Here is a 24,193-nt window from a genome sequence, read left to right as displayed (position 1 = left end):
GTTAGATTAGAGCGGGATGCGGGCGGAAAGCAGAAAACGCCTTTCCTCATCCCGCTCCAGTACCGTTTAGGGGACTTGCCAGGCCGGCCGGAGCCGGCCCAGCAGCCGGGAGAACCCTTGAGGTCTATCAGAGGCCCATGGCCGCGAGATCGGCGACCGTGTCCTTGTTGATCGGCACGAGCTGGTCGACGATGATGTTACGGTTCTTGAAGTCGGGCTTGACCTTGCCGAGACCTTCGATCTCGTCGCCGTCCTTGACCTCTTCGCCCTTCATCAGCTTGTCGGCAAGGGTGACGAAGACTTCGCCAGCCTGTTTCGGATTCCACATGAAGCCACCGGAAATCGCGTCGGATTTCACCAGCTTCTGGCCCTGACCGGGGGAGAAGGGACCAAGCACGAAGATCTGGCCGACCTTGCGGCGTTCTTCGACGGCGCGGCCGGCGCCAATCGGACCCTGGCTGCCAAAGGCGAGGAAACCCTTCAGGTTCGGATGGGCGGAGATCAGGTCGAGTGCGGTCGACCGGCTCTTGTCGACGTCTTCAGCGACGCCATAGCGATCGCCGACCAGCGTCATGTCCGGGTAGTTCTTCTTGATATAGGCGATCGCCGCATCGGCCCAGGCATTGTGCAGCGGCACGGTCAGGGAACCGACGAAGACGGCGTATTCGCCCTTGCCGCCCATCTTCTCGGCGAGCAGCTTGCCGTGCGCCTCACCGAAACCGGTCGACGACGCGAGCTCGAAATCCCAGTCGGCGCCCTTCTGGCTCGGCGATTCATGGGTGATGACGATGATGCCCTTTTCCTTGGCCTTGGTCAGAACCGGCTCGAGCACCTTGGCGTCGTTCGGGACCACGCCAATGACCTTGACCCCTTGGGCGATGAGATCTTCGATGGCGCGCACCTGGAGCGCCGGGTCGGCGCTGGTCGGGCCGACCATGAAGGCGTCGACGCCGAGCTTCTGTCCGCGCTCCTTGATGCCGGCTTCCATGGCGTTGAACCACGGAATACCGCCGATCTTGACGACGACGCCGACCTTGCCGGCATCCTGAGCGAAGGCGGCTGCAGAGCTGGCAAGCGCCAGCGATGTCGCCAGGGCGGCGACGAGAATTTTCCTGATCATGTCTCTCCTCCACTCGCTCCCGAACAGGGAACGCGTCCGGTAGCCATTCAGGCGCCGGCCTCCAGTTTCAAACCACCACTGGCGAAGCTTTCCTCGCCTCCCGATTGCCGCCTCCTCAGACGGCACCACCAAAATTGCGCAATCGATATTTCTTGTTTGCACAATCGATGGTGCAAGAACTATTGTGCAGACTTAATCTTTCGTCAAGGGGAAATCGGCACTAAAACGATCGAGGGAGAAAGCGATGGCCAACAGCAGCAAAAAGAAAGCGACGATCTACGACCTGTCGGTGTTATCTGGCAGCTCGCCCTCAACCGTAAGTGCTGTCTTGAACGGCACCTGGCAGAAACGCCGGATCAAGGAAAGCACCGCCGAATTCATCCGGAGCCTCGCTGAAACGCACCAATATACGGCCAACCGCCAGGCGCGCGGCTTGCGCAGTTCGCGTTCCGGCCTGATCGGCCTGCTGCTGCCGATCCATGACAACCGCTATTTCTCCTCGATGGCGCAGACTTTCGAGGCGCATGTACGAAGCAAGGGGCAATGCCCGATCGTCGTCAGCGCCAGCCGCGATCCGAAAGAGGAGCGCAAGACGGCGGAGACGCTGATCTCCTACTCGATCGACGAGCTCTTCATCTGCGGCGCCACCGATCCCGACGGCGTGCATGAGGTTTGCGAGGCGGCTGGTCTCAAGCACATCAACATCGACCTGCCCGGCACCAAAGTGCCCTCGGTCATCAGCGACAACTACGAGGGCGGGCGGATGCTGACGGAGGCGATCATCCGCCACTTCCAGGCAACGGGCCCCCTGGAACCGCATGAACTCTACCTCTTCGGCGGCCGCAACGATCATGCCAGCCGCGAACGTATCCGCGGGTTCCGCGCCGTCAAAACCGAACTCCTCGGCGCCGATCCGGACGAATGCATCCAGCCGACCGGCTATGCGCCGAACAATGCGAGGCTGGCCTTCGAGGCGTTCTACGCGAAGCACGGCAAGCTGCCGCGCGGCCTCTTCGTCAATTCCTCGATCAACTTCGAGGGCCTGTTGCGCTTCATGGCCGGACATCCGCACGAGAACTTCGCCGATCTCGTCGTCGGCTGCTACGACTACGATCCCTTCGCATCCTTCCTGCCCTTCCCGGTCATCATGATCCGGCAGGATGTCGAGGGCATGATCACCAAGGCCTTCGACGTCATCGAGGAGGCCCGCCCTCAGCCGCGCATCCACCTCATCCAGCCCGAACTGGTGCAGCCACGAACGGCACTGACCGGCCCGCTCGACGCATTAAAGGACATCGAGTAAGCCGCCCGACCAACGTTTCCCTGGCCTACCCCATCTAATTATAAAAAATCCTCTGTACAATTCGTGAATTTCCACGTATTCATTGGCCATGGATGCGGTAGACAGAAAAATCATCGAAATTCTCGCTGAAGACGCGAGGCGGTCGCTGACTGACATCGGTGCTGCGGTGGAGCTCTCCCCCTCCGCCGTCAACGAACGCATCCGTCGGCTCGTCGCCACCGGCGTGATCCGAAACTTTACGCTTGAGGTCGATCATCGCGCGCTTGGCCTCGACGTGCTTGCCTTCGTCTGGGTCGGCCTGGCGCCGGATGCGGATGAGGCGGCGTTCCGTAGCTTCATGGCCGACCATCCGGCGGTGGCCGAGTGCCACCATGTCACCGGTGCCTGGTCCTATTGCGTGAAGGTCCGGATGCCGTCACTTGGCGACCTTGAACCGTTCCTTGCCGAATTGAAGCAACGACGGTTCCTGGCGCGAAGCGAAACGGTGATCGCGCTGTCGACCGTCCGGGAAAGCCTGACGACGACCGCACCGCGCGCCTGACCGGACGCGCAAAGACTGCTGCGACATTTTTTGAATTGCTGCGCATGGCCATCCATCGGGGTGCCGAGCCATGCCGCGGCCGGAGACCTACGTCATGTCTACGTTGTTGTTTGGTAAAAGCCTCTTGCTCGGTCTCGCGATCGCAGCCCCGCTCGGCCCGATGGGGGCGCTCTGCATCAACCGCACGCTGGAACGCGGCTTCTGGGCCGGCGTCGCCGGTGGACTGGGAACGGCCGCTGCCGATGCCACCTACGCAGCCCTTGCGGCGCTCGGTTTTGCCGCTTTCGCAGCCGTGCTCTCGATCGTGGCCATGCCGCTTGGCCTGGCCGGCGGGCTGTTCATGATCTGGCTCGGCTGGAGCGGGTTGCGGCCGAAACCCGTGACAGCCGCAGCCGATGTCGGCGGACACGATCTCATCCGCACGACAGCTTCAACCTTTCTCCTGACAATGACCAGCCCGGCGACCATCCTCTCCTTTGCTGCGATCTTCGCCGGCCTGGGCCTCGCCGAAGCGGGCGATGCGCTCAGCGCAGCGATCGTCGTCGTGGGCGTCTTCCTGGGCTCGCTCGGCTGGTGGTTTTTCCTGAGCGGCGGTGTGGCAATCGCCCGAACGCGGCTTCCGGACAGCTTCGTCATCTGGGTATCGCGCCTCTCGGGCCTCGTCCTGATCGCCTTCGGCATCATCGCCATCGGCGCAGCCGCCAAGGGACTGTTTTAGAAAAGCAGAGGGGAGGAAGCGAGATGATAAGCCCGGCTCAGTAGAACCAGGCGCCGATGTCGCGGAACGCTCGCTTGCTTTGCTCGCGCCGATTGCCCTCGGGAGCAGCCTTGGCGTCCACAACGGGAAGGCGGAAACCGAAGGGCTCAGCCGGTGCCCCGCCGCGATCGCGCCAATAGGCGTCGAGATCCGCCATCATCATCTTCCGCCGCTTGAGGCGACGGCGATTGATCACGTGTCTTTCGTTCGAAACCGCATGGATGCAGGCCGCATGGCCTTCCGCCACCAGCCCCTGGAGGACGAGCAGCGCGGCATCCTTGGGCCGCAAACCGCCGAGATCTCGTGTTGCGGTGATCAGGGCCCGCTTCGCATCTTCGCCCTTCGACCCCTGCATGCCGCCGATCGCAAGGCTGTAGGTGTCGTCGCCACAGCGTACGAAGACGAAGCCGACCGTACACAGCGTGTATTCGTCACTCTGACGGCGAAGCCTGATTGCGAAGGCACCCTCGTGACGGGCACCGCAATGGTCGGCCAATTGTAGCTGAATGCGATAGTTCTCAGCGCGACCGGAGACCGTTCCCATCTCCAGAGCGCCTCCCCGCCACAGCGCCATCAGCGAGCGGCGTGACAGGACCTCGCTCGCGACGTCGAAATGATTGAGCAGCAAGTCGAGCCGTCCGGCTGACGACGCACCGTGCAGGAAGAACGTCGGGATCGATTTGCGCACGAGATCGTCGTGCGGCAGCCCCAGACGATAGTGTTCGCCAAACTCGCCGAGAAAAGCGATCCAGCGCGCGGTGAGGAAGGGATGGCGCACAAACCGCATCGAAAAGACGACGGCGCGTTTCAGGCTGACCCTAAGGCCGAGCTTCAGGACGTGGCCCAGGATCGATACCTCGGCTCGCGACCGCTCCTTGACTATCGGCCCGGCGACCGAGCGTCCTGAAGACGATAACGGCGCGCCGCCATGCGTCGTGGTGTCTTGAGCGGCCAACCGCAGATCCGCGCTGTATTCCTGCCTGATTTCCACGGACATGATGCAATCCTTGAGAGCAAACGCTGCTGGCCTGGTCATTTGGCCACCCTGGGCTTGCCTTCGGACTGTCAAGGAACTGCGGAGAAGCGGTCGGCAAATGGGCGCAGTCGGCAGACCTGTACGGCCCGATCACCGTCCTCGACGTAAAAGGCGCAAAGCTCGCCGAAATGGCGACATCCTTGATTACCGGCGTGATCGATGTCGTGATGAAGCGGCGCCCGCCGCTGCGGCCTTCCTTGCAGCCGGCGAGAACGGGCGCGGCGCAATCAAGTAGGTTTTGATTGGGCGCACACGTTTCTCGGCACGTTCACATGCTCGCTCAAACCGCTATTCGGCACCGAGCTGTTCATGATCGCCCTTATCGACCAAGTGTATGCCCAGACCGCCTTTCTTCGGCTACTGGCGAACATCACACCTGGCAGTCGTATCGAAGGTGCCAGGGGCCAAAAAATGTGCTTCAATGCGTTTGTTCGCTGGGTTGCACCGAAAAGCTGATCAGCATCGCCGCCGGTTGTGGCATCGCGGCGCTGTTCGTCACCCTGGATAGGGCCAGATCTAAAAGCGTCTATGGCAAGGGCGACACAACCAGCATTCTCACTTCCTGCGTCGCGCTAGCGAGGTGTCCTCGGGACAAAGCCAACCCCGAAACCGAATAGCCGCCCGATTTTATCCAACGTCTCAAGTGTCGGATTAGCAGTGCCGGCTTCGATTTCGGCGATCTGACGTCGCGTCAGCGCAAGCGTTTTAGCGAATTCCTCTTGTGTCATGCCGAAACCTTTGCGGATTTGTGCCACCGCGCCAGGTAATTGCAAATCCCCCTCCCGCGCACGCTCCGCCAAAGTTCGCCGGTTCTCCAGAATTTGCTCCTTCGTGGGCTTCTTCCAGCGCGCCACGTGTCACCTCCCATCCCGCATCACGAGCACGCCGCCAAAAGGCTATCCGTTATCTCTCTGGAGCGCCCCATCGCACGTTCCAGAATTTCCGGAGAGGCACCCATATCTCTCGCCATGTCCGGCGCCTTCTGCAAGTGTTCGGCGAAACTGGAAAGCGCTGCCACAAGCGCCGCCTGCTCGTCGGGGCTAGGCATCAGTTCGACGCAAATGCGCTTCCAATCGGGAAGATGATCCCGACCACTGTCGCGCATCATAGCCCATCGGGTGGAGCGAACAATTCCCTCCTTAGCAAGCCGCATAGGCGCGAAATCGAAGAGCGGAGACAGTTGGATCGTGCCGTCCGTATGCTTGCTGAGCGCCGAATTCCTGCCGTGATTATCCGGGTTGCCGAGCGCCAAGTTGGCAATGTCGCGCTTCAGGTATTCGACAATGTCTGCGAAGGGATTGGCTGAATATCGGCGCAAGACGTCGATAAAGGCCTCGTGTGTGCCGACATGGCCGAAATCGGCAACGCCGATCGCCGACACGAGGCTTTCCTGGCCAAGCCGCATGATCCCGCCGCCTTCCCTCTTCCTTCGGTCGAAACGGGGGATGATCAGAACTCCCTCGGCATAGGTCGACGGTTCGCTGACATCGAGACCCATCTCTAGAGCGATTCGCGAATAGAGCGCTTCGCCTTCCAGAATCAGGCGGTCCACAGGCTCATTGCTGCGTACCAGCTTGACGATGACATGGCGCACGGCTTCATCATCAGTCACGAAACTGTCGGGATAGTAGAGCCCGTCATTCGCCTGAGTCATGGAGACCTTCGGCCATTCGCCTTGCAACCCGCTTGAGCCCGACGCAAGCATGCCGAAGCGGTCGGCCACCTCCATGAAGCGCTCCGACCGATCGAGGATTTCTGCTTCTGTCACCCCTTGGCGCTGTACGTTACGCAGCCGCCCCGTTTCGGCGTCGGCCGCCTCCTTAATGCGGATATTGCCTATTCCGCCTGTCGCCGACCGCAGAAGCAGGGGGAGATCGGAAGCGCGCGAAGTTTCAGCAAGTCCCAGGTGTTCGGCGAGTTTACGCCTTGCATGCCCTTGGGGCATGAGATCCAATAGGAATGGCGGCCAGCTGCGGCTATATCGATTTTCGAGGTCAACAGGATAACGGACGGACAAAGCGCGATAGTCGCGGACGGTCTTCCCCGCCGCAAATTCCGCCGACGCCGCTGTCACGAAGTAGTCGAGATCATAGTCGACTATGGATGCGCCGTGATAGCCGGTTGCATCATCCTGGACTTCCAGCGTAGCAGCGTAATGCCACTCGCCTTCAAAATGAGTTTCGAGCGTTAGCCGCATTAATCGACCCATAAAAATGGGACAATTAACTCAAACTATCGAAATGTTCAACCCACTAGAGTGGGTTAAATAGTCTTCCTGCCCGACTGCAACCTTAACCTGTCAAGGAAGCTTCTAATTCGTCGGAACGTCTTTCGGCCCGCTGAAGCTATTGGGCCCTCAACAAATGTCCCACTTTCATGGAACCAGAGTTCCAGTGAGACAAATCGCGGATCGTCCGAAAAATGGTAGACTTGGAGGAGCTTGTGCCCTTGCACGCCGTGCCAGGCGCTCCGCGCATCATCTCTTAAGCTAGGTTGGCGACGGCAGGACCATCGTGATCACGGCGCCGCCGCCGGCACGGGACGCGAATTCCAGCCGCCCGCCATGCGCCTTGGCGATCGCCTGCACGACGGAAAGACCGAGGCCGGTGCCTCCTGTTGCCCGCGACCGTGAGGCATCACCGCGCCAGAAAAGATCGATCGAATGCGTCGAGACGTCGTCCGGTAGTCCGGGGCCGCGATCCAACAACCGGATGAACGCCTCATCAGCCCCGCGTCGGCCCGTCTCGCACCGCAGTACCCCGCCACTGGCTGCGTAACGGGTGGCATTCTCGATCAGCGCCAAAAGCGCCTGGCGCAGACGTTGCGAATCTCCGGAGACCCGGACTGGTTCCAGCGCCGTCTCGACCGACATGCCGGCCGCGCCAAGCAAGGTGCAGGACGCGCCGAGAACCTGGGTTGCCTCAGCCGCGAGATCGACCGGTTGACGCTGTGTGACCAGTTTCTGTCCGGCGGCGAGCGAGAGCGTCCGCAAGTCTTCGACCAGGGCGGAAAGCCCCTCCACCTGGAGCAACAGTTGCTGGACCCTTTCCTGTTCGAGCGGAAACACGCCATCGGCCATGCCCTGGAGAGTGCCTTGAAGGATCGTCAGCGGCGTGCGTAGTTCGTGGGCCACCGCCATCGTGTTGAAACGAAGCCGGTTCTCCATGTTTTCGAGCTCGGCCGCCAGTTCGTCGAAGGTCTTCACGAGCGTTGCCACCTCCTTGGCACCCTTGCGGATCGATCCGACGCGCACAGCGAAATCACCCGCCCTGAGGTTTTGCGTTGCCTGGGCGAGCACCTCGAGCGGCCTGCTGATTTTTCGCGCCAGCCAATAGCCGACGAGCCCGCAGAAGGTTACGGCGGTGACCCCGAAGCCGAGGATGATCTTGTCCACCTCCCAGTTCGCCCAGTCCTCGAGTTCCGGCATGGTCGAAAGCAGTTTCTGCAGCGATTCCTGCCGCGGCAGCTTGCCGGAATTGAAATCGGTATAGGCCTCGGCTGCCTCCGGCGGCATCCGCTCAAGCATCTTCGCTTCCAGCCGCGGCTCCATGTAGTCGACGCCGGCATAGATGATGAACACGCTGATGATCAGCAGAACGATCGTCACCAGGGCGGTGAGAATGCCGAGCGGCAGGCGCGAGAAGCTGATCTTCATCTCGGCTCCACGAAGCGATAGCCGACGCCGCGCACGGCACTGAAGAAACCACAGGCGCCGAGATCGTCCAGCTTGCGCCTGAGATTGGCGATATGGGTATCGACGGTACGGGCCAGCGCATCGCTGTCCGGCAGGCAGGCATCGAGGATGTCGGCGCGGTCGAAGGCATGCGTCGGGCGTCGGATCATGTGGGCGAGGATGCGGAATTCGCTGAGTGTCAGCGGCACCGAGTGACGGCGGCCGCTCTTCTCGACGAAAGCGACGTGGGCATCGAGATCGACTTCCACATTCTCGAAGCGAAGCACCGTCGCACCCGCGCCGTTTCGCGTGCGCCGCAGCACCGCGTTGACGCGCGCCACCACCTCCTGCGGATTGAACGGCTTGACTACATAATCGTCGGCCCCGAGCCTCAGACCGGTCAACCGGTCGAGATCCTCGGCCAGGGCCGTGACCATGATGACGGGCGTGTTGCCCTCGCGTCGCAGACGAGCGAGGACTTCAAAGCCATCGAGCTTCGGCATGCGGACGTCAAGCAGAACCAAATCGGGCGACAAAACCGCATGATGCGTCAGCGCCGTTTCGCCATCGGCGGCCCGCACGGTCCTGAAGCCATCGCGCACCAGATAGGCGTCGAGTATCTGCGCGATCTCCGGCTCGTCCTCCGCCAAAAGGATGAGACCCTTGTCGACCATAAACCAACTCCTGGTCCGATGTTGCGATCAGCAGCTTATGGGACGAATGGATTCGACTTGCAATTCGTCCGGGCAGCACGACCACCCCTTCGCTGGCTTTCCGGATGGAGCGCCGGACAAATCTCCGCCGTTTCTTGACAATCGGCACCGAGGCGTCAGGGAAATTGATAAATGGCGCCGCCCAGCACCAACCAAAAGATGTAGCCAGCAATCGCGCTACTCTACGCGTCAAGCACACCTTGATCCTCCACCTAGCCTTGACAGAGCGAAGTAAATGTCCTGCCCGCACCACACCGACAATCTGCGAGCGACCGCATGTCCAGCCTTTTTCCATCCGCGGCAACATCTTCAGACGGCATCCGATGGTTGCGCGCCAGCCCGCGTCTATGGGCCGGGCAAGCCCGCGCCCGCGTGGAAGATCAACCGATCGCCGTTACCGGCGCGCTGACGATCTGTGCGGCTTTCGTCTTCATGGCCTTTCCCGGCATCGATCTCGTCGTTTCGCGCTGGGCCGCATCGGCGGCAGGTGACTTTCCGCTCTCGCGGGAGCCCGTGCTCAGAGCACTTCGCGACTTCAATCGCGTCCTGCCGGTCTTCATTCTGCCGTGCGTCCTGGCGCTGTTGATCATGCAGACGATCGTGCCGCACCCACGGATATTGCGTCCTCACAAGGCGTTGTTCTTTCTCACGTTTTACGCCGTTGGCCCCGGGCTCCTTATCCAGGCGCTGAAGCTGATGATCGGCCGCGCTCGCCCCTACGACATCACGGACTTCGGCGGCAGCCTGCCGTTCACGCCCGCCTGGCAGGTCTCCAGCGCCTGTTCGCGCAGTTGCTCCTTCGCGTCCGGCGAATCCGCAACGGCGATTGCTCTCGTTGCATTGGCGCTGCTTCTGCCCGGTCGGTGGCAACGCATGGCGATCGTCGCGCTCATCCCGCCGGTCCTCGCCTTCTCGCTCAACCGGATCGTGTTTGGCGCACACTTCCTCTCCGACGTCGTGCTCGCCTGGCTTCTGATGCTGTGGCTGATGACGTGGCTCTGGTCGGCCTTCCGCGACAACGGCGAACGCATCGATGCCGCCGTCCAGCGGCTCGGGCGGCGGCGAAATCCGTAGACCGCCACCGACGGTTCAACTCGGAAAGACCAGCTCGACGGTCGTTCCCCTTCCCGGCTGCGAGAGGATGCGGGCATCGCCACCGCTTTGCCGGACGAAGCCGTAGACAACGGCGAGACCGAGACCGGCGCCGCCCTCCTCGTCGCGGGTGGTGAAATAGGGCTCGAATGCCTTGTCCGCGGCTTCCGGCGACATGCCGATCCCCTCGTCGGTGACGGAGACGACGACGTCGCCCTCCACCCGGGCGGCCCGGATCAGGATCGTCCCGCCCTGAGGCATCGCGGCAGCGGCATTGAGGCAGAGATTGAGGATCGCCTGCTCGAAGAGAGCGGCATCGAGCTGCACATTGGGCAGGTCGCCGGCGATCTCGAAGGCAAGATGGCATTTTTCCCCGACGGCGATTTCCAGCACGTCGGCCATGCCGCGCAACACCGCGCCGATCTCCAGCGCGCCGGGCTGGATCGGGTGTTGGCTGCCGACGGACAACATGCTCGAGGCAAGCGAACGGCCGCGATCGGCCGCCTTGCGGATTCGGGCGATGTGACGCTTCTGCCGATCGTTGAAGCCGGTCTCCCGCTCCAGAAGGCCCAGGCTGCCGGTGATGATGCCGATCATGTTGCCGACCTCGTGGCTCACCTGATGCGTCATGCGCATGATGCCGTCGAGGCGCTGGGCCTTTGCCGCTTCGGCCTCCTGCCGGTCCATGTCCGTCACGTCACGGGCGAGCAGCACGATGCCGCGATCCGGCTGCCGCGACAACGAAACCTCGATCACGCGGCCGGCCCCGGACCGATGCCGCAGGACAAGTCGGTCGCCGAGCATGCCGGTGTCGCGATCGGCGGGCAGCAGAGCCGGGTCAATCTCGGGCATCGGGCTCACGAAACTGCGCAGTGGCAACTTCCTTGCCGAACCCGGCCACCCGACGAGTTCCATGACGCGACGGTTCATCGTGATCGGCTTGCCGCTGGGATCGAAGAGCGCGATGCCTTCGTTCATGTTGCGAAAGGTTGAACGGATCGTGCGCGCTGCGGCCTCAGCCGTCCGTCGGAGCCGCGAGACGCGCTCGACGCTTTCTCGAAATGCGCGGAATGCCTCCAACAGCCTAACGAGCTCCGTTTCCGTCCCCTTGTAGGTCGGCGCGGCGACGTCGCGGCGCCCCTCCGCAAGCGCGTTCATCCCGTTGGACAGCGACACGATCCCCCGCGACACGCGCATGACGGAGCGGATGGAGAAAATGGCCATGACCAGCACAAGGAGCGCGGCGACGGCGACGATGACAAGCAGGCGGCTCAGCGCATCGGAGGTCGAAACGAGATCGTCGTTGAGGCCGCGGGCGACGGCCTCGCTCTGCGTTTCCGTCGCATGCGAGAGGTCGCGCGACACCGTGTGCAATCGCGCTACGGCCGCGCGAATGGCGAACATCTCCAGGAGATACTGCGTCTGCGCTTCAAAAACCCGTTCGTAAGGCGCGAGTTCGGTCGCCGAAACCCGGATATCCGGCGCCGCATGCTCGAGACGCGGCACCGTTTCGGCGATGTAGCGGCGGCGCAATTCACCGAGCTGGAACAGGCTGTCCGAGTTGGATGCCGATTGTACGATCCCATTGAGGCGACGGCGGAAGTCGGCGTCCGCCATGCCGCTGCCGATCGCGATCTCGCCAAGCGCGGCGGCCGCTTCCGCCTTGTGCTGCTGGGCCGATTCGGCGTCGCCGGCAAGCGTCATCGTCTGCGTGCGGATCGTCTCCAGGAGCTCGACGATATGAGCACTGGCAAAACCCTTGGCGGCCGCATCGCCATCGTGCGGCACCATGGCGCGCAGCAGCGCGTCGACCTGCGTCACGACCGATCGGCTTTCGCTCGACACGCGATAGGGAGAGGTCGCGTTCATCAGGAACGGTGCGCTCGATACAAGATCGGAAACCTGGCGCGAAACCAGGGAAGCCCTTGCAAGACTGGAGAAGGCCTGCAGCCCGTAGGCCGCCATCTCGTCGCGCGCCCGTTGCAGGCCGAAGACCGCAACCGTCGCAAGGCCGAAGACAAGGACGCAGATGAAGACGATCGCGAAGGGCAGCCGGAAGGCGATCGACGAAAGAAAAGGGCGAACGATCACGACTTCGGCTCGCCGTCGTCGGTATCGAGCACGTAGCCTTTGCCGCGTCTCGTCTTGATGTGGCGCGGCAGATCTGGATTGCGCTCGATCTTGCGGCGGAGCCTGAGCACGAGCACATCGACGTTGCGGTCGATGTAGCGATCGCTCTCGGCACCGAGGCGGTCGAGGATCTGCGCGCGGCCAACCGGCATGTTCGGCGTTTCTGCAAGGATTTCCAGAAGAGCGAACTCGGCGCTCGTCAGCGATCTCGAGGGATCCGTGAGGCAAATCGCCCGGCGGCTCCTGAGGTCGATCGACCAGTCGCCGAGCTTCATCGCTGCGGGTTCGGGCTCGCGCTCGCTTTCCCGCTCCGGCTTCAGCGAAGGATGGGTGCGGCGCAGGACGGCCTTGATGCGCGCCGTCAGCTCGATCGGCTCGAACGGCTTGACGACGTAATCGTCCGCCGCCGTTTCCAGGCCCAGCACCCGATCGGCAGCGCTGCCGGCCGCCGTCACCATGACGATGCCGATATTGGTGCGCGCCCGCAGCCTCTGTGCGAAAGTGCGGCCCGAAGTACCCGGCAAATTATGGTCGACAAGCACGAGATTCACCGCCTCGCGCGCCAGCACATTGGCCGCCGCCTCCGCGGACGGCGCGGTGAGCGGTTGCCAGCCCTCCGCTTCCACCAGATCGGAAATAAGTTCCGCCATATCCGGATCGTCCTCGACGATCAGAATCCGTATCCTCTCATTCAGCATGCACGTCCTCCCGCACCCATCATAGGCGGGGCCGTCTCAATGTTCAAAGCAGCTCGCATTATCTGATTTGTCATATTTGTAATCTTTGTAATTTTGAAACGGCGGAGAGCGTCCGAAGCTGTAAGAACGGTAACCATTCTCCGATTGCGGCAGGAGGGGAATATCGACATCCTGACTGCGGAGATCGGGACGGTAGCGTTCCAATGGGAGGACATCGTGAGAGGCATCACCGCTATCGGCGCGGGCGTGGCGCTGTGGATAGGCGCCGCCACAACAGGCATGACGGCGCCGGCGCTCACCGTGCTGTGTGGTGTCGATGAAGCGTGGTGCGCCACGATGAAGACCGCATTCGAGGCGAAATCCGGCCTCGAAATCTCGATGACGCGCAAGAGCACCGGCGACATCCTCAACCAGCTCCGCGCCGAGAAAGGCGCCCCGACCGTCGATGTCTGGTGGGGCGGCACGGGCGACACCCATCTACAGGCAGGGTCCGAGAACCTGCTCGAACCATATAAACCGGCGCATGAACGCGACATGCTGCCCTGGGCGCAGAATTTCTTCGCCATCTCCGGCGGCCGATCGGCCGGCATCTACGCCGGGGCCCTCGGCTTTGCCTACAATGCCGATCTTCTGCGTGCGCTGAAGCTACCTGCACCGACCTGCTGGAAGGACCTCGCAGACAGCGCCTATCGCGGTCGCATCCGCAGCGGCAACCCGAATTCCTCCGGCACCGCCTTCACCACGCTTGCGACGCTGGTCCAGCTTTTTGGTGAAGAGGAAGCCTTCCGCTTCCTGTCGGCGCTCAACCGCAACATCGACCAGTACACGACGGCCGGCTCGGCCCCGGTGAAAGCGGCCGCACGCGGAGAAACACTGATCGGCATTTCCTTCATGCATGACGCCGTCACCCAGAAACAGGCGGGATCACCCCTCGTCATCGTCGCGCCCTGCGAGGGGACCGGTTACGAGATCGGTGCGGTCAGCATCGTCAAGGGCGCCCGTCATCTGGAGGCGGCGAAGACCTTCGTCGACTTCGCACTGAGCCCGGAAGGCCAGGGCACCGGGGCGGACGCCGGTCAGAACCAGGTGCCGTCCAATGCGCGCTCGGACCTGCCGCTTGCCGCGCCCGATATCTCGATGATCAAGATGGTGGATTACGACTTCGCGACCTTCGGCTCGCCGGAAGAACGAAGTCGCTTGCTCGAAAGGTTCGACGCGGAGATCGCCGCAACGAACTGACCGACCCCTTAGCCAACTCACGCAACCCGAAATCGTGAACGTGCTGCCCGCCGGGTAGGCCGATGGCCGCCCCGCGCCCCGTGTTCGCGCCAAGTTTCAAACAGGCAACAGGAGGATGCCCCAATGAAAACGATGACCCTTTCCCTCATGCTTTTCGCCGGAACGGCGCTCACCGCGCTACCGGCCCAGGCTGCCGGCAGCCTTAATCTCATCTGCTCGGCGGACGTGGTGATCTGCGAGCAGATGACCGGCGATTTCCAGAAGGAGACCGGAATCAAGGTCAACATGGTTCGCCTGTCGTCCGGCGAGACCTATGCCAAGATTCGCGCCGAGGCGCGCAATCCGAAGACCGATATCTGGTGGGCAGGTACCGGCGACCCGCATCTGCAGGCAGCATCCGACGGCCTGACGCTCGAATACAAGTCGCCGATGCTGGATCAGCTTCAGGATTGGGCAAAGAAGCAGGCCGAAGGTTCCGGTTACCGCACGGTCGGCGTCTATGCAGGTGCGCTCGGCTGGGGCTACAACACCGAGATCTTCTCGAAGAAGGGCCTGAAGGAGCCGAAGTGCTGGGCGGACCTGCTCGACGCCTCGTTGAAGGGTGAGATCCAGATGGCGAACCCGAACTCGTCCGGCACCGCCTACACGGCCCTTGCCTCGCTGGTGCAGATCATGGGCGAAGACCAGGCCTTCGACTATCTGAAGAAGCTCAACGGCAACATCGCGCAGTACACCAAGTCGGGCTCGGCACCGGTCAAGGCGGCCGCACGCGGCGAAGCCGGTCTCGGCATCGTCTTCATGCATGACGCGGTGGCGCAGACCGCCGAAGGCTTCCCGATCAAGTCTATCGCGCCCTGCGAAGGCACGGGCTACGAGATCGGCTCGATGTCGATCATCCGCGGCGCCAAGAACCTGGACAATGCCAAGGCCTGGTACGACTGGGCGCTGAAGCCCGAGGTCCAGTCGCGGATGAAGGACGCCAAGTCGTTCCAGCTACCGTCCAACAAGTCGGCCGAAGTGCCGAAGGAAGCTCCGAAGTTCGAGGACATCAAGCTGATCGACTACGACTTTGCCACCTTCGGCGACGCCGAGAAGCGCAAGGCGCTGCTTGAGCGCTGGGATCGCGAGATCGGCGCCACCGCCAACTGATCCTCCGGACAGGCTCGGCCGGATGATCGATCCGGCCGAGCGGCCCAGCGCTCGTCCGTCGCCTCGTGGCAACGCCACGTCACATCATTCTCATTTCAATTCACGCGAGGACCGTCATGGAACATCGCAACCGCAGGCTCGACCTCGCGCTCGGACTCGGACTGGCCGCATTCTTGGCTGTCCCCTGGTATCGCATCGAAGGTGGCTTCTTCGGGCTCGGCTGGCTCGCCGATTTCCCCGGGGATCCGGCCGTTGCCCCCGGCCTTATGCAGATCTTTGCGCATGGCCGGCCGTGGCTGGTCGTGGCGCTGCTGCTGCTTGGCATCTGCGCGGCAGCGCGCTTTGTCCGCGATCCCGCGCGCCGCGGGCTTGTACTTGCTATCGCCGGCGCAACGGGCGTCCTCTATCTCGCCCTTGAGGGGCTTGCGATCGGCTTCACCGGGTGGACCTGGATAGTCAGCGAGGCCCTGTTCGGGCCGCTTTCGGACGGGCAGCCGTCGATGGGCGCCGGCGCAGTATTCCTGGCCCTTGCCTTCATTCTGATGTTCGCCTTCGGGCTTGCCGAGCGTGGCGTGCTCAAGGGCGATGCCTTCATCGTCGCGGCGATCTCGCTGCTCGTTTCTCTGGTCGTCGTCTTCGTCTTCTATCCGGTCGGCAGCATGTTCGCGGCTTCCGTCCAGGATTTCGACGGCTCGTTCAAGCCGGATGGTTTCATCCGCAACATCCAGGATGCCTCGATCTGGAGCTTGAGTTGCGTCATCGGCGAGAGCCGTTGCGGCGTCGCCTGGCGAACCCTGTGGCTGGCGCTGATGACGGCCTCCGGCTCGACGCTTCTAGGCCTCGCCTTCGCGTTGGTCGCCACCCGCACGCGCTTTCCCTTCAAGAAGGGCATGCGGCTCTTGACGGTGCTGCCGATCATCACGCCGCCCTTCGTCATCGGCCTGGCGCTGACCCTGCTTTTCGGCCGCGCCGGCGTCGTCACCGAATTCCTCTCGGATGCCTTCGGCATCGAACCCGGCCGCTGGCTCTATGGACTTACGGGCATCTGGATCGCCCAGGTTCTCTCCTTCACGCCGATCTCCTTCCTTGTGCTGATCGGCGTCGTCGAAGGTGTCAGCCCGTCGATGGAAGAGGCGTCGCAGACGCTGCGCGCCGATCGCTGGCGCACCTTCTGGAACGTCTCGCTGCCGCTGATGAAACCCGGCCTCGCAAACGCCTTCCTCATCGGCTTCATCGAAAGCATGGCCGATTTCGGCAATCCGCTGGTGCTCGGCGGCAGCCACGGCGTGCTCTCGACCGAGATCTTCTTTGCCGTCGTCGGGGCGCAGAACGACCCCTCCCGTGCCGCGGTTCTCGCGATCATCCTGCTCTGCTTCACGCTCTCGGCCTTTTTGGCGCAGCGCTACTGGCTCGCCGGCAAGAACTACTCGACCGTCACCGGCAAGGGCGACTCCGGCGCCCACAGCGCGCTGCCGCGCTCGCTGTCGATTGCGGTTCACGCTGTCGTCATTCCCTGGATGATCTTCACCGTTGTCGTCTACGGCATGATCCTCTTCGGCGGCTTCGTGAAGACCTGGGGCCTCGACAATTCGCTGACACTCGACCACTACGCCAAGGCCTTCTCGATCTCCATCGTGGACGGTGCGATCGCCTGGACGGGTGTTGCCTGGAACTCCTTCTGGACGACCATGGAGATCTCGCTGATCGCAGCACCCCTGACCGCGTTGGTGGGGCTGCTTACTGCCTATCTCATCGTGCGCCAGCGCTTTGCCGGCCGCGACGTCTTCGAGTTCGCGCTGATGCTGAGCTTTGCCATTCCCGGCACCGTCATCGGCATCAGCTACATCATCGCCTTCAACCTGCCGCCCCTCGAAATGACCGGCACGGCGTTGATCCTCGTCGCGTGCTTCGTCTTCCGCAACATGCCGGTCGGCGTGCGCGGCGGCATTGCCGCGATGAGCCAACTCGACAAGAGCCTCGACGAGGCGTCACTGACGCTTCGGGCAACGAGCTTCCGCACGCTGCGCAAGGTCATCCTGCCGCTGCTCCGGCCCGCCATCGTCGCCGCCCTCGTCTACTCTTTCGTCCGTGCAATCACCTCGATCAGCGCCGTCGTCTTCCTCGTCAGCGCCGAATACAACATGGCGACCGCCTATATCGTCGGCCTCGTCGAAAACGGCGAGTTTGGTGTTGCGATTGCCTATTCCTCCGCCCTCATCCTGGTGATGATCACCATCATCACCGGCCTGCAACTCCTCGTCGGCGAACGCAGGCTGAGGCGCGAGAACCGCGTCTTCGGCGCCGCCCCGGCCCGTTCGTCCACCACCACCCTCTCCCAGGAGAAAACCGCATGAGCACTCAGATGAGCACCCCGCGCACCGGCTCGGTCGTCTTTAAGAACGTGCGCAAGCAGTTCGGCGCCTTCACGGCCATCCACGACCTTTCGCTCACCATCGAACCCGGTACACTCGTGACCTTGCTTGGGCCCTCCGGCTGCGGCAAGACGACGACGCTGCGCATGCTGGCAGGCCTCGAGCACCCCTCTGCCGGCAAGATCCTGATCGGCGGCAAGGACGTGACCATGCTGCCGGCCAACGAGCGCGACGTGTCGATGGTCTTCCAGTCCTACGCCCTCTTCCCGCACATGTCGGCACTCGACAATGTCGCCTATGGGCTGGAATCCTCCGGCATCAGGAAGAAGGAGGCGCGCGAGCGTGCCGAAGAAGGTCTGCAGCTCGTCGGCCTTGGCGGTCTCGGCCAAAGGCTCCCGGCCGAGCTTTCCGGCGGACAGCAGCAGCGTGTGGCCGTTGCCCGCGCCCTCGTGCTCGAGCCGCAGGTGCTCCTGCTCGACGAGCCGCTTTCCAACCTCGACGCGCGCCTGCGCCGCAAGGTGCGCACTGAGATCCGCGAGTTGCAGCAGCGGCTTGGCTTCACCGCCGTCTACGTCACCCACGACCAGGACGAGGCACTGGCCGTTTCCGACCGCATTATCGTCATGAAGGATGGCGCAATCGCCCAAGAGGGCGCGCCGCGCGATCTCTACGAGGCGCCCGCCTCCACCTTCATCGCCGACTTCATGGGCGAGGCCAATGTGTTGCCCTGCGAGGTCACCGCGACTGACGGCAGCCAGGCGACGATTCGTGTCGGCGGCCTCGAGCATCGCCTGTTGTCGAAAAGTGCTCGGCCCGGCCCGTCGAAACTCGCCGTCCGACCGAATGCGGTGACGCTGACGCCGGCCAAGGGCGCGGCGCTTGCCGGCACGATCAGCAGCGCCGCCTATCTCGGTGGTCACGTCGAATACGAGGTCGAAACGCCGGCGGGCCTCTTGTTCGTTGTCGATCAGGCGGTCGAGGACATGCTATCTCCAGCGACGGAGGTCGCCATCGGTTTCCGCAACCGCGGACTGGCTTTGATTGACGCCTAATTTTTTCAAACTGGATACGAAAAGGACACTTGCATGACTTCTGAAATTGCCGGCCTCGACGCCCGCTTCGCGCTTGCCAGCTCCATGGCCGAAGAAGCCGGTCGGGTCGCCTACGATTATTTCCTCAAGCGGGAAACGCTTGTCATCGAAACGAAGCGCGACGCGCACGACGTCGTCTCGATCGCCGACCGCAACGTCGAGACCTTGATCCGCGACAAGATCGCCGCGGCATTTCCGGACGATGGCGTGCTCGGCGAGGAACACGGGCTTCTCGACGGCACGTCCGGCTTCACCTGGGTGCTCGACCCGATCGACGGCACCACCCCCTTTGTCAACGGCATGCCGAACTGGTGCGTGTCGATTGCCGTGGTGTACGAGGAAAAGCCGGTCATTGGCGTCATTCACGCGCCCTGCCATCAGGAAATCTATGCCGCGGCAACCGGCCGCGGCGCGACGCTGAACGGCAAGCCGCTTCGTCTCGACGGGACACGCACGATCCGCAACGCCGTCACCGGGCTCGGCGCCAACGATCAGGTGAAACCCGCCGAGATGGGCGCCATCGTCGAACGCCTGCTTTCGAACGGCGGCAACTTCATGCGCAATGGCTCCGGCGCGCTGATGATCGCCTATGTCGCCGCCGGCAGGCTCGTCGGCTACTACGAACCCTATATGCACGCCTGGGATTGCCTCGGTGGCTACTGCCTGGTGAATGAAGCCGGTGGCTGGACCTTGCCCTTCCCGACGCGCGGCGAGGCTTTGACCCATTGGGCGCCGGTCCTGGCGGCGGCGCCCGGCGCAGTCGACGATCTGCTGAAAGTCGCCAATCTTGAAAGGACGGCAGCCTGAGCCCTTGACGGCACTCATGACTGACCGGTCGGCTTCTCGGCCTTCAACCCGAAGAGGCCGCCGATCTCCATTGGGAAGGGAAAGACGATCGTCGAGTTCTTCTCGCCTGCAATCACGTTGAGCGTGCTGAGATAGCGCAATTGCATCGCCTGAGGCTGCTGCGACAGGATCTCGGCAGCCTCGAGCAGCTTGGCCGCCGCCTGCTGTTCGCCCTCGGCATTGATCACCTTGGCGCGCCGCTCGCGTTCGGCTTCGGCCTGGCGGGCGATCGCGCGGATCATGCTCTCGTTGATGTCGACATGTTTGATCTCGACCGTCGCCACCTTGATGCCCCACGCATCCGTCTGGCTGTCGAGGATTTTCTGGATGTCCTCGTTCAGCCGGTCACGCTCGGCCAACATCTCGTCGAGATCGTGTTTGCCGAGCACCGAACGCAGGGTCGTTTGCGCCAGCTGGCTGGTCGCCATCATGAAATCCTCGACCTGGATCGTCGACTTCTCCGCATCGATGACGCGGAAGTAGATCACGGCGCTGACGCGGACCGAAACGTTGTCATGCGAGATCACGTCCTGGCTCGGCACGTCCAGCACCCGGGTTCGGAGGTCGACTCGCACCATCTGCTGCACATAGGGCACAAGCAGGATCAAGCCTGGCCCCTTGACGCCGGTGAACCGCCCGAGCGTGAAGACCACCCCGCGTTCGTATTCGCGCAGGATCCGGATCGCATAGGCGATGACGAGAATTATGAGCACCAGCAACGCGGCAAAAGGAGCAAGGCTCCCCAACATGTCCATGACCATTCCTCCATTCCGGCTTTGCCTGCGCCCACAGGACCCGCGGCGCGCTATGCCTTTTGACCGTCGCGCACCACTTCGAGCGTCAGTCCATTCCGCCCGACAACCTTCACAGCTTCGCCTCTCGACAGTGTCTGCGTGCTCACCGCCTGCCAGCGTTCACCATGGGCAATGACGTAGCCGGCCGCGCCAGTCCAACTATCGACCTTACCGGCAATGCCGATCATCTGTTCGCCGCCGGTTGCCACCGCGTGGCGGTATGAGCTGAAGGCCAGCCGGGCGACCAGAAGGCTAAAGCCGAAGCTTGCGACGGCAAGCGCCGCCAGTACGGACCAGGAGACCTGCAGCCCCGGCGTATCCGTGTCGAAGAGGATTGCCGCGCCCAGGATCAGTGAAGCGCTGCCGCCGGCGCCGAGCACGCCGAAAGACGGCGAATGCGCCTCGGCAACCATCAAGCCGATCCCGAGCAGGATCAGCCCGATGCCGGCGTAGCTGACCGGTAGTACAGAAAGCGCATAGAGCCCGAGCAGCAGACTGATGCCGCCGATGGTGCCAGGCGCCACCGATCCCGGCGAGAGGAACTCGAAGATCAAGCCGTAGATGCCGATCATCATCAGGATGACCGCAATATTGGGATCGGTGACGACCGAAAGCAGTCGGGTGCGCCAATCCGGCACGAAGTCCTCGGCGCCAAGCCCTGACGTATCGAGCAGGATCTCCTGTTGCCCAACGCGCACGGTCCGCCCGTTTGCCTGCTTCAACAGATCAGCGATGCTGGTGGCCGTGAAATCCACGACCTTCTCCCTGACGGCCGCTTCGGCCGAAAGGCTTGCGGCCTCGCGCACCGCCTTTTCGGCCCAGTCGGTATTGCGCCCGCGCAACTCGGACAGTCCGCGGATATAGGCCACTGCGTCATTGACGAGCTTCGCCTCGGCGGCGTTCTGCGCCGCGGGCTGTTTGCGGTCGTCCTTGCCGGTGTCGGCATCCTTGCCCTGGCCGAACATGTCGCCGCCGATCGCAATCGGGGTCGCCGCACCGAGATTCGTTCCCGGCGCCATCGCAGCGATGTGGCTGGCATAGAGAATGTAGGTGCCGGCGCTCGCTGCGCGCGCACCGCTCGGCGCGACGTAACTCGCAACAGGCACGGGGGAAGCGAGGATCGCGCGGATGATCTCGCGCATCGACGTGTCGAGACCGCCGGGCGTATCCATCTGCAAGACGACCAGCGGAAGGCGACGTTCCTCCGCTTTTGTCAGGCCGCGCCTGACATATTCGGCCGTGGCCGGGCCGATGGCACCGTTGACATGCAACACCAAGGCGACCCGATCGTTTTCGGCTCGCAACGAAGCTGGAAACGCGAATGATGAGACTAAAACGAGCAACAACGTGAGGATTCGCAACATCCGTCGTCAAAACCTCGCATGCGCAACGCCCCCGAAAAGGCGTCCATTCAAGAATGATAGCACAACACAAGGTTAGGGCGAAGCAAGCTTGCTACTGGTTGACCGGCTGCTGCGAACAACGAGGCCAGCCTTCGTGCTGCGGCGTGATGACAAGTCCGGCGATCGAGGTTATCTGCTAGTCTCCTTCCGCGAAGATGCGCCGCGGCCGGTTCGAGGCAATTGCCACGGCGGCCTCCCCGATATCGACCAGAACAGGATTCCCGGGTTTGGAGACGACCCTCTATCAGCCGATCAAGACCTTTCTCGAGGCCCGTGGCTACAGCGTCAAGGGCGAGATCGGCGGCTGCGATATCGTGGCGCTCAGCGATGACGAGCCGCCGCTGGTCGTCATCTGCGAGCTCAAGCTGAGCTTCAATCTCGAATTGATCCTGCAGGCCGTCGACCGCGCCACCGCCGGCGACGAGGTGTGGATCGCCGCGCGTGTCTCGGCGAAGGGCAAGGGACGGGAGAGCGATCGCCGGTTCCGCGATCTCTGCCGCAGGCTCGGTTTCGGCATGCTGGCGGTTGCCGACAACGGTATGGTCGACGTCATTCTCGCAGCCTCCGCGGTGATGCCCCGCAAGAACAACAGGAAACGGGCGCGACTGATCAGCGAGCATCGCCGCCGCAAGGGCGATCCGACCGCCGGTGGCGCCACGCGCTCGCCGATCATGACCGCCTATCGGCAGCAGGCGCTTGCCTGTGCCGCCGCCCTGCAGAACGGTCAGCTGCGCCCGCGCGACCTTCGCGCAGTCGCACCGGATGCGGCCAAGATCTTGCTCAGCAACGTCTATGGCTGGTTCGAACGGATCGACCGTGGCATCTATGCCCTGACGGAACTGGGGGCCGAGGCGCTTCGCCGCTGGCCACCGAGCGACGCGGCCACGACGCCAATCGCCGAGACATCCGAAGCATGACGTCGCCGGGAGCCATCACGTGAACCCGGCGCTTCGCATCCTCTGTCTCTGCCTGGCATGGCTGATGGTCGGGCTGGGCGTCATAGGCGCCTTCCTTCCCGTGCTGCCAACGACCCCATTCCTGCTTTTGGCTGCGGGGCTTTTCGCGCGCGCTTCCCCGCAACTGGAGCAATGGCTGCTAAACCATCGCATCTTCGGGGCATCGCTGCGGCTATGGCGTGAAAAGGGTGCGATCTCCAGGCGCGCCAAAACCGGCGCGGTGAGCCTGATGGCCGCAAGCTTCGGGTTCTTCTTTTTCTTCGCTCATCCGAGCCTGGCGCTGACAGCAATCGTCGCAGCGGCAATGGCGCTTCCGGCGCTGTTCATCCTGACGCGTCCGGTGGAATAGCCATTCGGAGAAATACCTGCGCCGCCCTGCAGGAAAACGATACTTTTCCTCTCAAGAAATACTTGGGCGCACCCGAAAAGGTCGCATTATTCTTAAGATTGCACTTTATGAGCGCACGCATATCGATACTTAGTGTTTTTGTAAATCAAGATATATTTCGAACAACTCGAGAACAAAGTTGTACAAACGTGCAATTTGTGAAGCGGCGCGCTTAGGTCGCACGTCCCGCCTGCCCTTTTCCCCAATCGTCATCGCAGCCACGCACCCGAGACAGATCGGGAACCGCACGCTTTATCGATCGATGTCTGGTCCCGCGAAAAGAGGATAGCGCGCCAAATCTGACGATTGGCGATTGACAAGCCGCTCAGCTTGGCTCCATCTGTTGCATTACAAAGGCAGCAATTCCTTAATAAAGGAATATGTGGAGGAACACATGCCTGACATGCTGGTGAGCTTGCATTCGCCGATCCTCGTCGAACTCAAGCGAAGAATCGAATCCGACAGGGTGACCATTCGACCGGCCTTGCCGCCGGAGATGCGCCTGGTCATCGATTGGGTGCGGGAGAACTTCAGCGAGAACTGGGCAAGCGAAGTGGCTGTCGCCTTCTCGCGCCGGCCGGTCGCCTGTCTCGTCGCCGTCGACGCTGGCAAGCTGGTCGGCTTTGCCTGCTACGACACGACGGCACCGGGCTTCTTCGGACCGACGGGCGTCGACGCAGAAAGCCGCGGCAGGGGCATCGGCTTGGGCCTGCTTTCCAGTTGCCTCGACACGATGAAGACCCTCGGGCACGCCTATGCCTTCATCGGCGATGCCGGCCCGGTCGATTTCTATGCCAAGACCGTCGGCGCCGTGCCGATCCCCGCGCCCGACAAGGGGATCTACCAGGGCATGCTGCGCCGCCCTTCCAGGTAATTCCCACGATCGGAGCCT

Annotated in this window: 22 protein-coding genes; 12 read left to right on the top strand and 10 right to left on the bottom strand. The window is 62.7% G+C overall.

Going from position 1 to position 24,193, the window contains the following annotated elements; all coding sequences use genetic code 11:
- Positions 1-127 precede the first annotated feature (127 nt).
- Positions 128-1,120, bottom strand: coding sequence for an autoinducer 2 ABC transporter substrate-binding protein (locus tag ACQ5BM_RS27930; RefSeq protein WP_429818320.1), 993 nt, complete (start codon positions 1,118-1,120; stop codon positions 128-130).
- A gap of 244 nt (positions 1,121-1,364) precedes the next feature.
- Here ACQ5BM_RS27930 and ACQ5BM_RS27925 point away from each other — a divergent pair, with 244 nt between their 5' ends.
- The 3 genes from ACQ5BM_RS27925 (at position 1,365) to ACQ5BM_RS27915 (ending at position 3,682) form a co-directional block, all read left to right on the top strand.
- Positions 1,365-2,423 carry a LacI family DNA-binding transcriptional regulator gene (locus tag ACQ5BM_RS27925; protein WP_429818318.1) on the top strand — a complete coding sequence of 353 codons (1,059 nt, stop codon included), beginning with the start codon at positions 1,365-1,367 and terminating at the stop codon, positions 2,421-2,423.
- An 88-nt stretch (positions 2,424-2,511) separates the two neighbouring features.
- The gene (locus ACQ5BM_RS27920) at positions 2,512-2,964 is read left to right on the top strand and encodes an Lrp/AsnC family transcriptional regulator (RefSeq protein WP_429818316.1); all 453 of its coding nucleotides are present in this window, start codon (positions 2,512-2,514) and stop codon (positions 2,962-2,964) included.
- Positions 2,965-3,058: 94 nt separating this feature from the next.
- On the top strand, positions 3,059-3,682 hold the full coding sequence (locus ACQ5BM_RS27915; protein WP_429818314.1) for a LysE family translocator: 624 nt from the start codon (positions 3,059-3,061) through the stop codon (positions 3,680-3,682).
- A 37-nt stretch (positions 3,683-3,719) separates the two neighbouring features.
- On the opposite strand, the gene ACQ5BM_RS27910 is transcribed toward ACQ5BM_RS27915, so the two are convergent.
- The 5 genes from ACQ5BM_RS27910 to ACQ5BM_RS27890 form a co-directional block, all read right to left on the bottom strand.
- Positions 3,720-4,718, bottom strand: a complete 999-nt coding sequence (locus ACQ5BM_RS27910; RefSeq protein WP_429818311.1) for a DUF535 family protein — start codon at positions 4,716-4,718, stop codon at positions 3,720-3,722.
- A gap of 611 nt (positions 4,719-5,329) precedes the next feature.
- Positions 5,330-5,611 carry a helix-turn-helix transcriptional regulator gene (locus ACQ5BM_RS27905; protein WP_429818309.1) on the bottom strand — a complete coding sequence of 94 codons (282 nt, stop codon included), beginning with the start codon at positions 5,609-5,611 and terminating at the stop codon, positions 5,330-5,332.
- Between the two features lie 20 nt (positions 5,612-5,631).
- Complete coding sequence (locus tag ACQ5BM_RS27900; RefSeq protein WP_429818307.1) at positions 5,632-6,954, bottom strand: type II toxin-antitoxin system HipA family toxin; 1,323 nt, start codon at positions 6,952-6,954, stop codon at positions 5,632-5,634.
- A gap of 291 nt (positions 6,955-7,245) precedes the next feature.
- On the bottom strand, positions 7,246-8,412 hold the full coding sequence (locus ACQ5BM_RS27895; RefSeq protein ID WP_429818305.1) for an ATP-binding protein: 1,167 nt from the start codon (positions 8,410-8,412) through the stop codon (positions 7,246-7,248).
- Complete coding sequence (locus tag ACQ5BM_RS27890) at positions 8,409-9,104, bottom strand: response regulator (RefSeq protein ID WP_173518803.1); 696 nt, start codon at positions 9,102-9,104, stop codon at positions 8,409-8,411. Before ACQ5BM_RS27890 ends, ACQ5BM_RS27895 begins: the two co-directional genes overlap by 4 nt.
- A gap of 315 nt (positions 9,105-9,419) precedes the next feature.
- Here ACQ5BM_RS27890 and ACQ5BM_RS27885 point away from each other — a divergent pair, with 315 nt between their 5' ends.
- Entirely contained in the window at positions 9,420-10,217 is a 798-nt protein-coding gene (locus ACQ5BM_RS27885) for a phosphatase PAP2 family protein (RefSeq protein WP_429818302.1), read from the top strand.
- 15 nt (positions 10,218-10,232) lie between these two features.
- On the opposite strand, the gene ACQ5BM_RS27880 is transcribed toward ACQ5BM_RS27885, so the two are convergent.
- Complete coding sequence (locus ACQ5BM_RS27880) at positions 10,233-12,326, bottom strand: two-component system sensor histidine kinase NtrB (RefSeq protein WP_429818300.1); 2,094 nt, start codon at positions 12,324-12,326, stop codon at positions 10,233-10,235.
- Entirely contained in the window at positions 12,323-13,063 is a 741-nt protein-coding gene (locus ACQ5BM_RS27875; protein ID WP_429818298.1) for a response regulator transcription factor, read from the bottom strand. The genes ACQ5BM_RS27880 and ACQ5BM_RS27875 overlap by 4 nt, the downstream gene beginning before the upstream one ends.
- A gap of 216 nt (positions 13,064-13,279) precedes the next feature.
- Between ACQ5BM_RS27875 and ACQ5BM_RS27870 the strand changes: the two genes are divergently transcribed.
- The 5 genes from ACQ5BM_RS27870 (at position 13,280) to ACQ5BM_RS27850 (ending at position 19,721) form a co-directional block, all read left to right on the top strand.
- Positions 13,280-14,302, top strand: coding sequence for an ABC transporter substrate-binding protein (locus ACQ5BM_RS27870; RefSeq protein ID WP_429818296.1), 1,023 nt, complete (start codon positions 13,280-13,282; stop codon positions 14,300-14,302).
- Positions 14,303-14,425: 123 nt separating this feature from the next.
- Entirely contained in the window at positions 14,426-15,451 is a 1,026-nt protein-coding gene (locus ACQ5BM_RS27865; RefSeq protein ID WP_429818294.1) for an ABC transporter substrate-binding protein, read from the top strand.
- Positions 15,452-15,567: 116 nt separating this feature from the next.
- Positions 15,568-17,805 carry an ABC transporter permease gene (locus tag ACQ5BM_RS27860; RefSeq protein ID WP_429818292.1) on the top strand — a complete coding sequence of 746 codons (2,238 nt, stop codon included), beginning with the start codon at positions 15,568-15,570 and terminating at the stop codon, positions 17,803-17,805.
- Between the two features lie 8 nt (positions 17,806-17,813).
- Positions 17,814-18,875, top strand: a complete 1,062-nt coding sequence (locus ACQ5BM_RS27855) for an ABC transporter ATP-binding protein (protein WP_429818360.1) — start codon at positions 17,814-17,816, stop codon at positions 18,873-18,875.
- A 33-nt stretch (positions 18,876-18,908) separates the two neighbouring features.
- Positions 18,909-19,721, top strand: a complete 813-nt coding sequence (locus ACQ5BM_RS27850) for an inositol monophosphatase family protein (protein WP_429818290.1) — start codon at positions 18,909-18,911, stop codon at positions 19,719-19,721.
- 14 nt (positions 19,722-19,735) lie between these two features.
- Here ACQ5BM_RS27850 and ACQ5BM_RS27845 read toward each other — a convergent pair whose 3' ends face one another.
- Together ACQ5BM_RS27845 and ACQ5BM_RS27840 are read right to left on the bottom strand one after the other, a co-directional pair.
- Positions 19,736-20,515 (bottom strand): slipin family protein, encoded by a 780-nt coding sequence (locus ACQ5BM_RS27845; protein ID WP_429818288.1) that lies wholly within the window; start codon positions 20,513-20,515, stop codon positions 19,736-19,738.
- 50 nt (positions 20,516-20,565) lie between these two features.
- Positions 20,566-21,918, bottom strand: a complete 1,353-nt coding sequence (locus tag ACQ5BM_RS27840) for an NfeD family protein (RefSeq protein WP_429818286.1) — start codon at positions 21,916-21,918, stop codon at positions 20,566-20,568.
- A gap of 266 nt (positions 21,919-22,184) precedes the next feature.
- On the opposite strand from ACQ5BM_RS27840, the gene ACQ5BM_RS27835 reads away from it, so the two are divergent.
- The 3 genes from ACQ5BM_RS27835 (at position 22,185) to ACQ5BM_RS27825 (ending at position 24,175) form a co-directional block, all read left to right on the top strand.
- Positions 22,185-22,874: a DUF2161 domain-containing phosphodiesterase gene (locus ACQ5BM_RS27835; protein ID WP_429818284.1), complete on the top strand. Its 690-nt coding sequence runs from the start codon at positions 22,185-22,187 to the stop codon at positions 22,872-22,874.
- Between the two features lie 19 nt (positions 22,875-22,893).
- Entirely contained in the window at positions 22,894-23,262 is a 369-nt protein-coding gene (locus ACQ5BM_RS27830; RefSeq protein WP_429818282.1) for a YbaN family protein, read from the top strand.
- Positions 23,263-23,695: 433 nt separating this feature from the next.
- Complete coding sequence (locus tag ACQ5BM_RS27825; protein WP_429818280.1) at positions 23,696-24,175, top strand: GNAT family N-acetyltransferase; 480 nt, start codon at positions 23,696-23,698, stop codon at positions 24,173-24,175.
- Positions 24,176-24,193 lie beyond the last annotated feature (18 nt).

The organism is Ensifer sp. B1-9, assembly GCF_050474445.1.
Classification (GTDB): domain Bacteria; phylum Pseudomonadota; class Alphaproteobacteria; order Rhizobiales; family Rhizobiaceae; genus Ensifer.
Note: the sequence above shows the minus strand (reverse complement) of the source record. Positions and strands in the feature narration are given on the sequence as shown.

What these genes read in the sequence shown, in the direction of transcription:
- ACQ5BM_RS27930 (WP_429818320.1), bottom strand. Translation starts at nt 1,120, where the DNA reads ATGATCAGGAAAATTCTCGTCGCCGCCCTGGCGACATCGCTGGCGCTT.
- ACQ5BM_RS27925 (WP_429818318.1), top strand. Translation starts at nt 1,365, where the DNA reads ATGGCCAACAGCAGCAAAAAGAAAGCGACGATCTACGACCTGTCGGTG.
- ACQ5BM_RS27920 (WP_429818316.1), top strand. Translation starts at nt 2,512, where the DNA reads ATGGATGCGGTAGACAGAAAAATCATCGAAATTCTCGCTGAAGACGCG.
- ACQ5BM_RS27915 (WP_429818314.1), top strand. Translation starts at nt 3,059, where the DNA reads ATGTCTACGTTGTTGTTTGGTAAAAGCCTCTTGCTCGGTCTCGCGATC.
- ACQ5BM_RS27910 (WP_429818311.1), bottom strand. Translation starts at nt 4,718, where the DNA reads ATGTCCGTGGAAATCAGGCAGGAATACAGCGCGGATCTGCGGTTGGCC.
- ACQ5BM_RS27900 (WP_429818307.1), bottom strand. Translation starts at nt 6,954, where the DNA reads ATGCGGCTAACGCTCGAAACTCATTTTGAAGGCGAGTGGCATTACGCT.
- ACQ5BM_RS27895 (WP_429818305.1), bottom strand. Translation starts at nt 8,412, where the DNA reads ATGAAGATCAGCTTCTCGCGCCTGCCGCTCGGCATTCTCACCGCCCTG.
- ACQ5BM_RS27890 (WP_173518803.1), bottom strand. Translation starts at nt 9,104, where the DNA reads ATGGTCGACAAGGGTCTCATCCTTTTGGCGGAGGACGAGCCGGAGATC.
- ACQ5BM_RS27885 (WP_429818302.1), top strand. Translation starts at nt 9,420, where the DNA reads ATGTCCAGCCTTTTTCCATCCGCGGCAACATCTTCAGACGGCATCCGA.
- ACQ5BM_RS27875 (WP_429818298.1), bottom strand. Translation starts at nt 13,063, where the DNA reads ATGCTGAATGAGAGGATACGGATTCTGATCGTCGAGGACGATCCGGAT.
- ACQ5BM_RS27865 (WP_429818294.1), top strand. Translation starts at nt 14,426, where the DNA reads ATGAAAACGATGACCCTTTCCCTCATGCTTTTCGCCGGAACGGCGCTC.
- ACQ5BM_RS27860 (WP_429818292.1), top strand. Translation starts at nt 15,568, where the DNA reads ATGGAACATCGCAACCGCAGGCTCGACCTCGCGCTCGGACTCGGACTG.
- ACQ5BM_RS27855 (WP_429818360.1), top strand. Translation starts at nt 17,814, where the DNA reads ATGAGCACCCCGCGCACCGGCTCGGTCGTCTTTAAGAACGTGCGCAAG.
- ACQ5BM_RS27850 (WP_429818290.1), top strand. Translation starts at nt 18,909, where the DNA reads ATGACTTCTGAAATTGCCGGCCTCGACGCCCGCTTCGCGCTTGCCAGC.
- ACQ5BM_RS27845 (WP_429818288.1), bottom strand. Translation starts at nt 20,515, where the DNA reads ATGGACATGTTGGGGAGCCTTGCTCCTTTTGCCGCGTTGCTGGTGCTC.
- ACQ5BM_RS27840 (WP_429818286.1), bottom strand. Translation starts at nt 21,918, where the DNA reads ATGTTGCGAATCCTCACGTTGTTGCTCGTTTTAGTCTCATCATTCGCG.
- ACQ5BM_RS27825 (WP_429818280.1), top strand. Translation starts at nt 23,696, where the DNA reads ATGCCTGACATGCTGGTGAGCTTGCATTCGCCGATCCTCGTCGAACTC.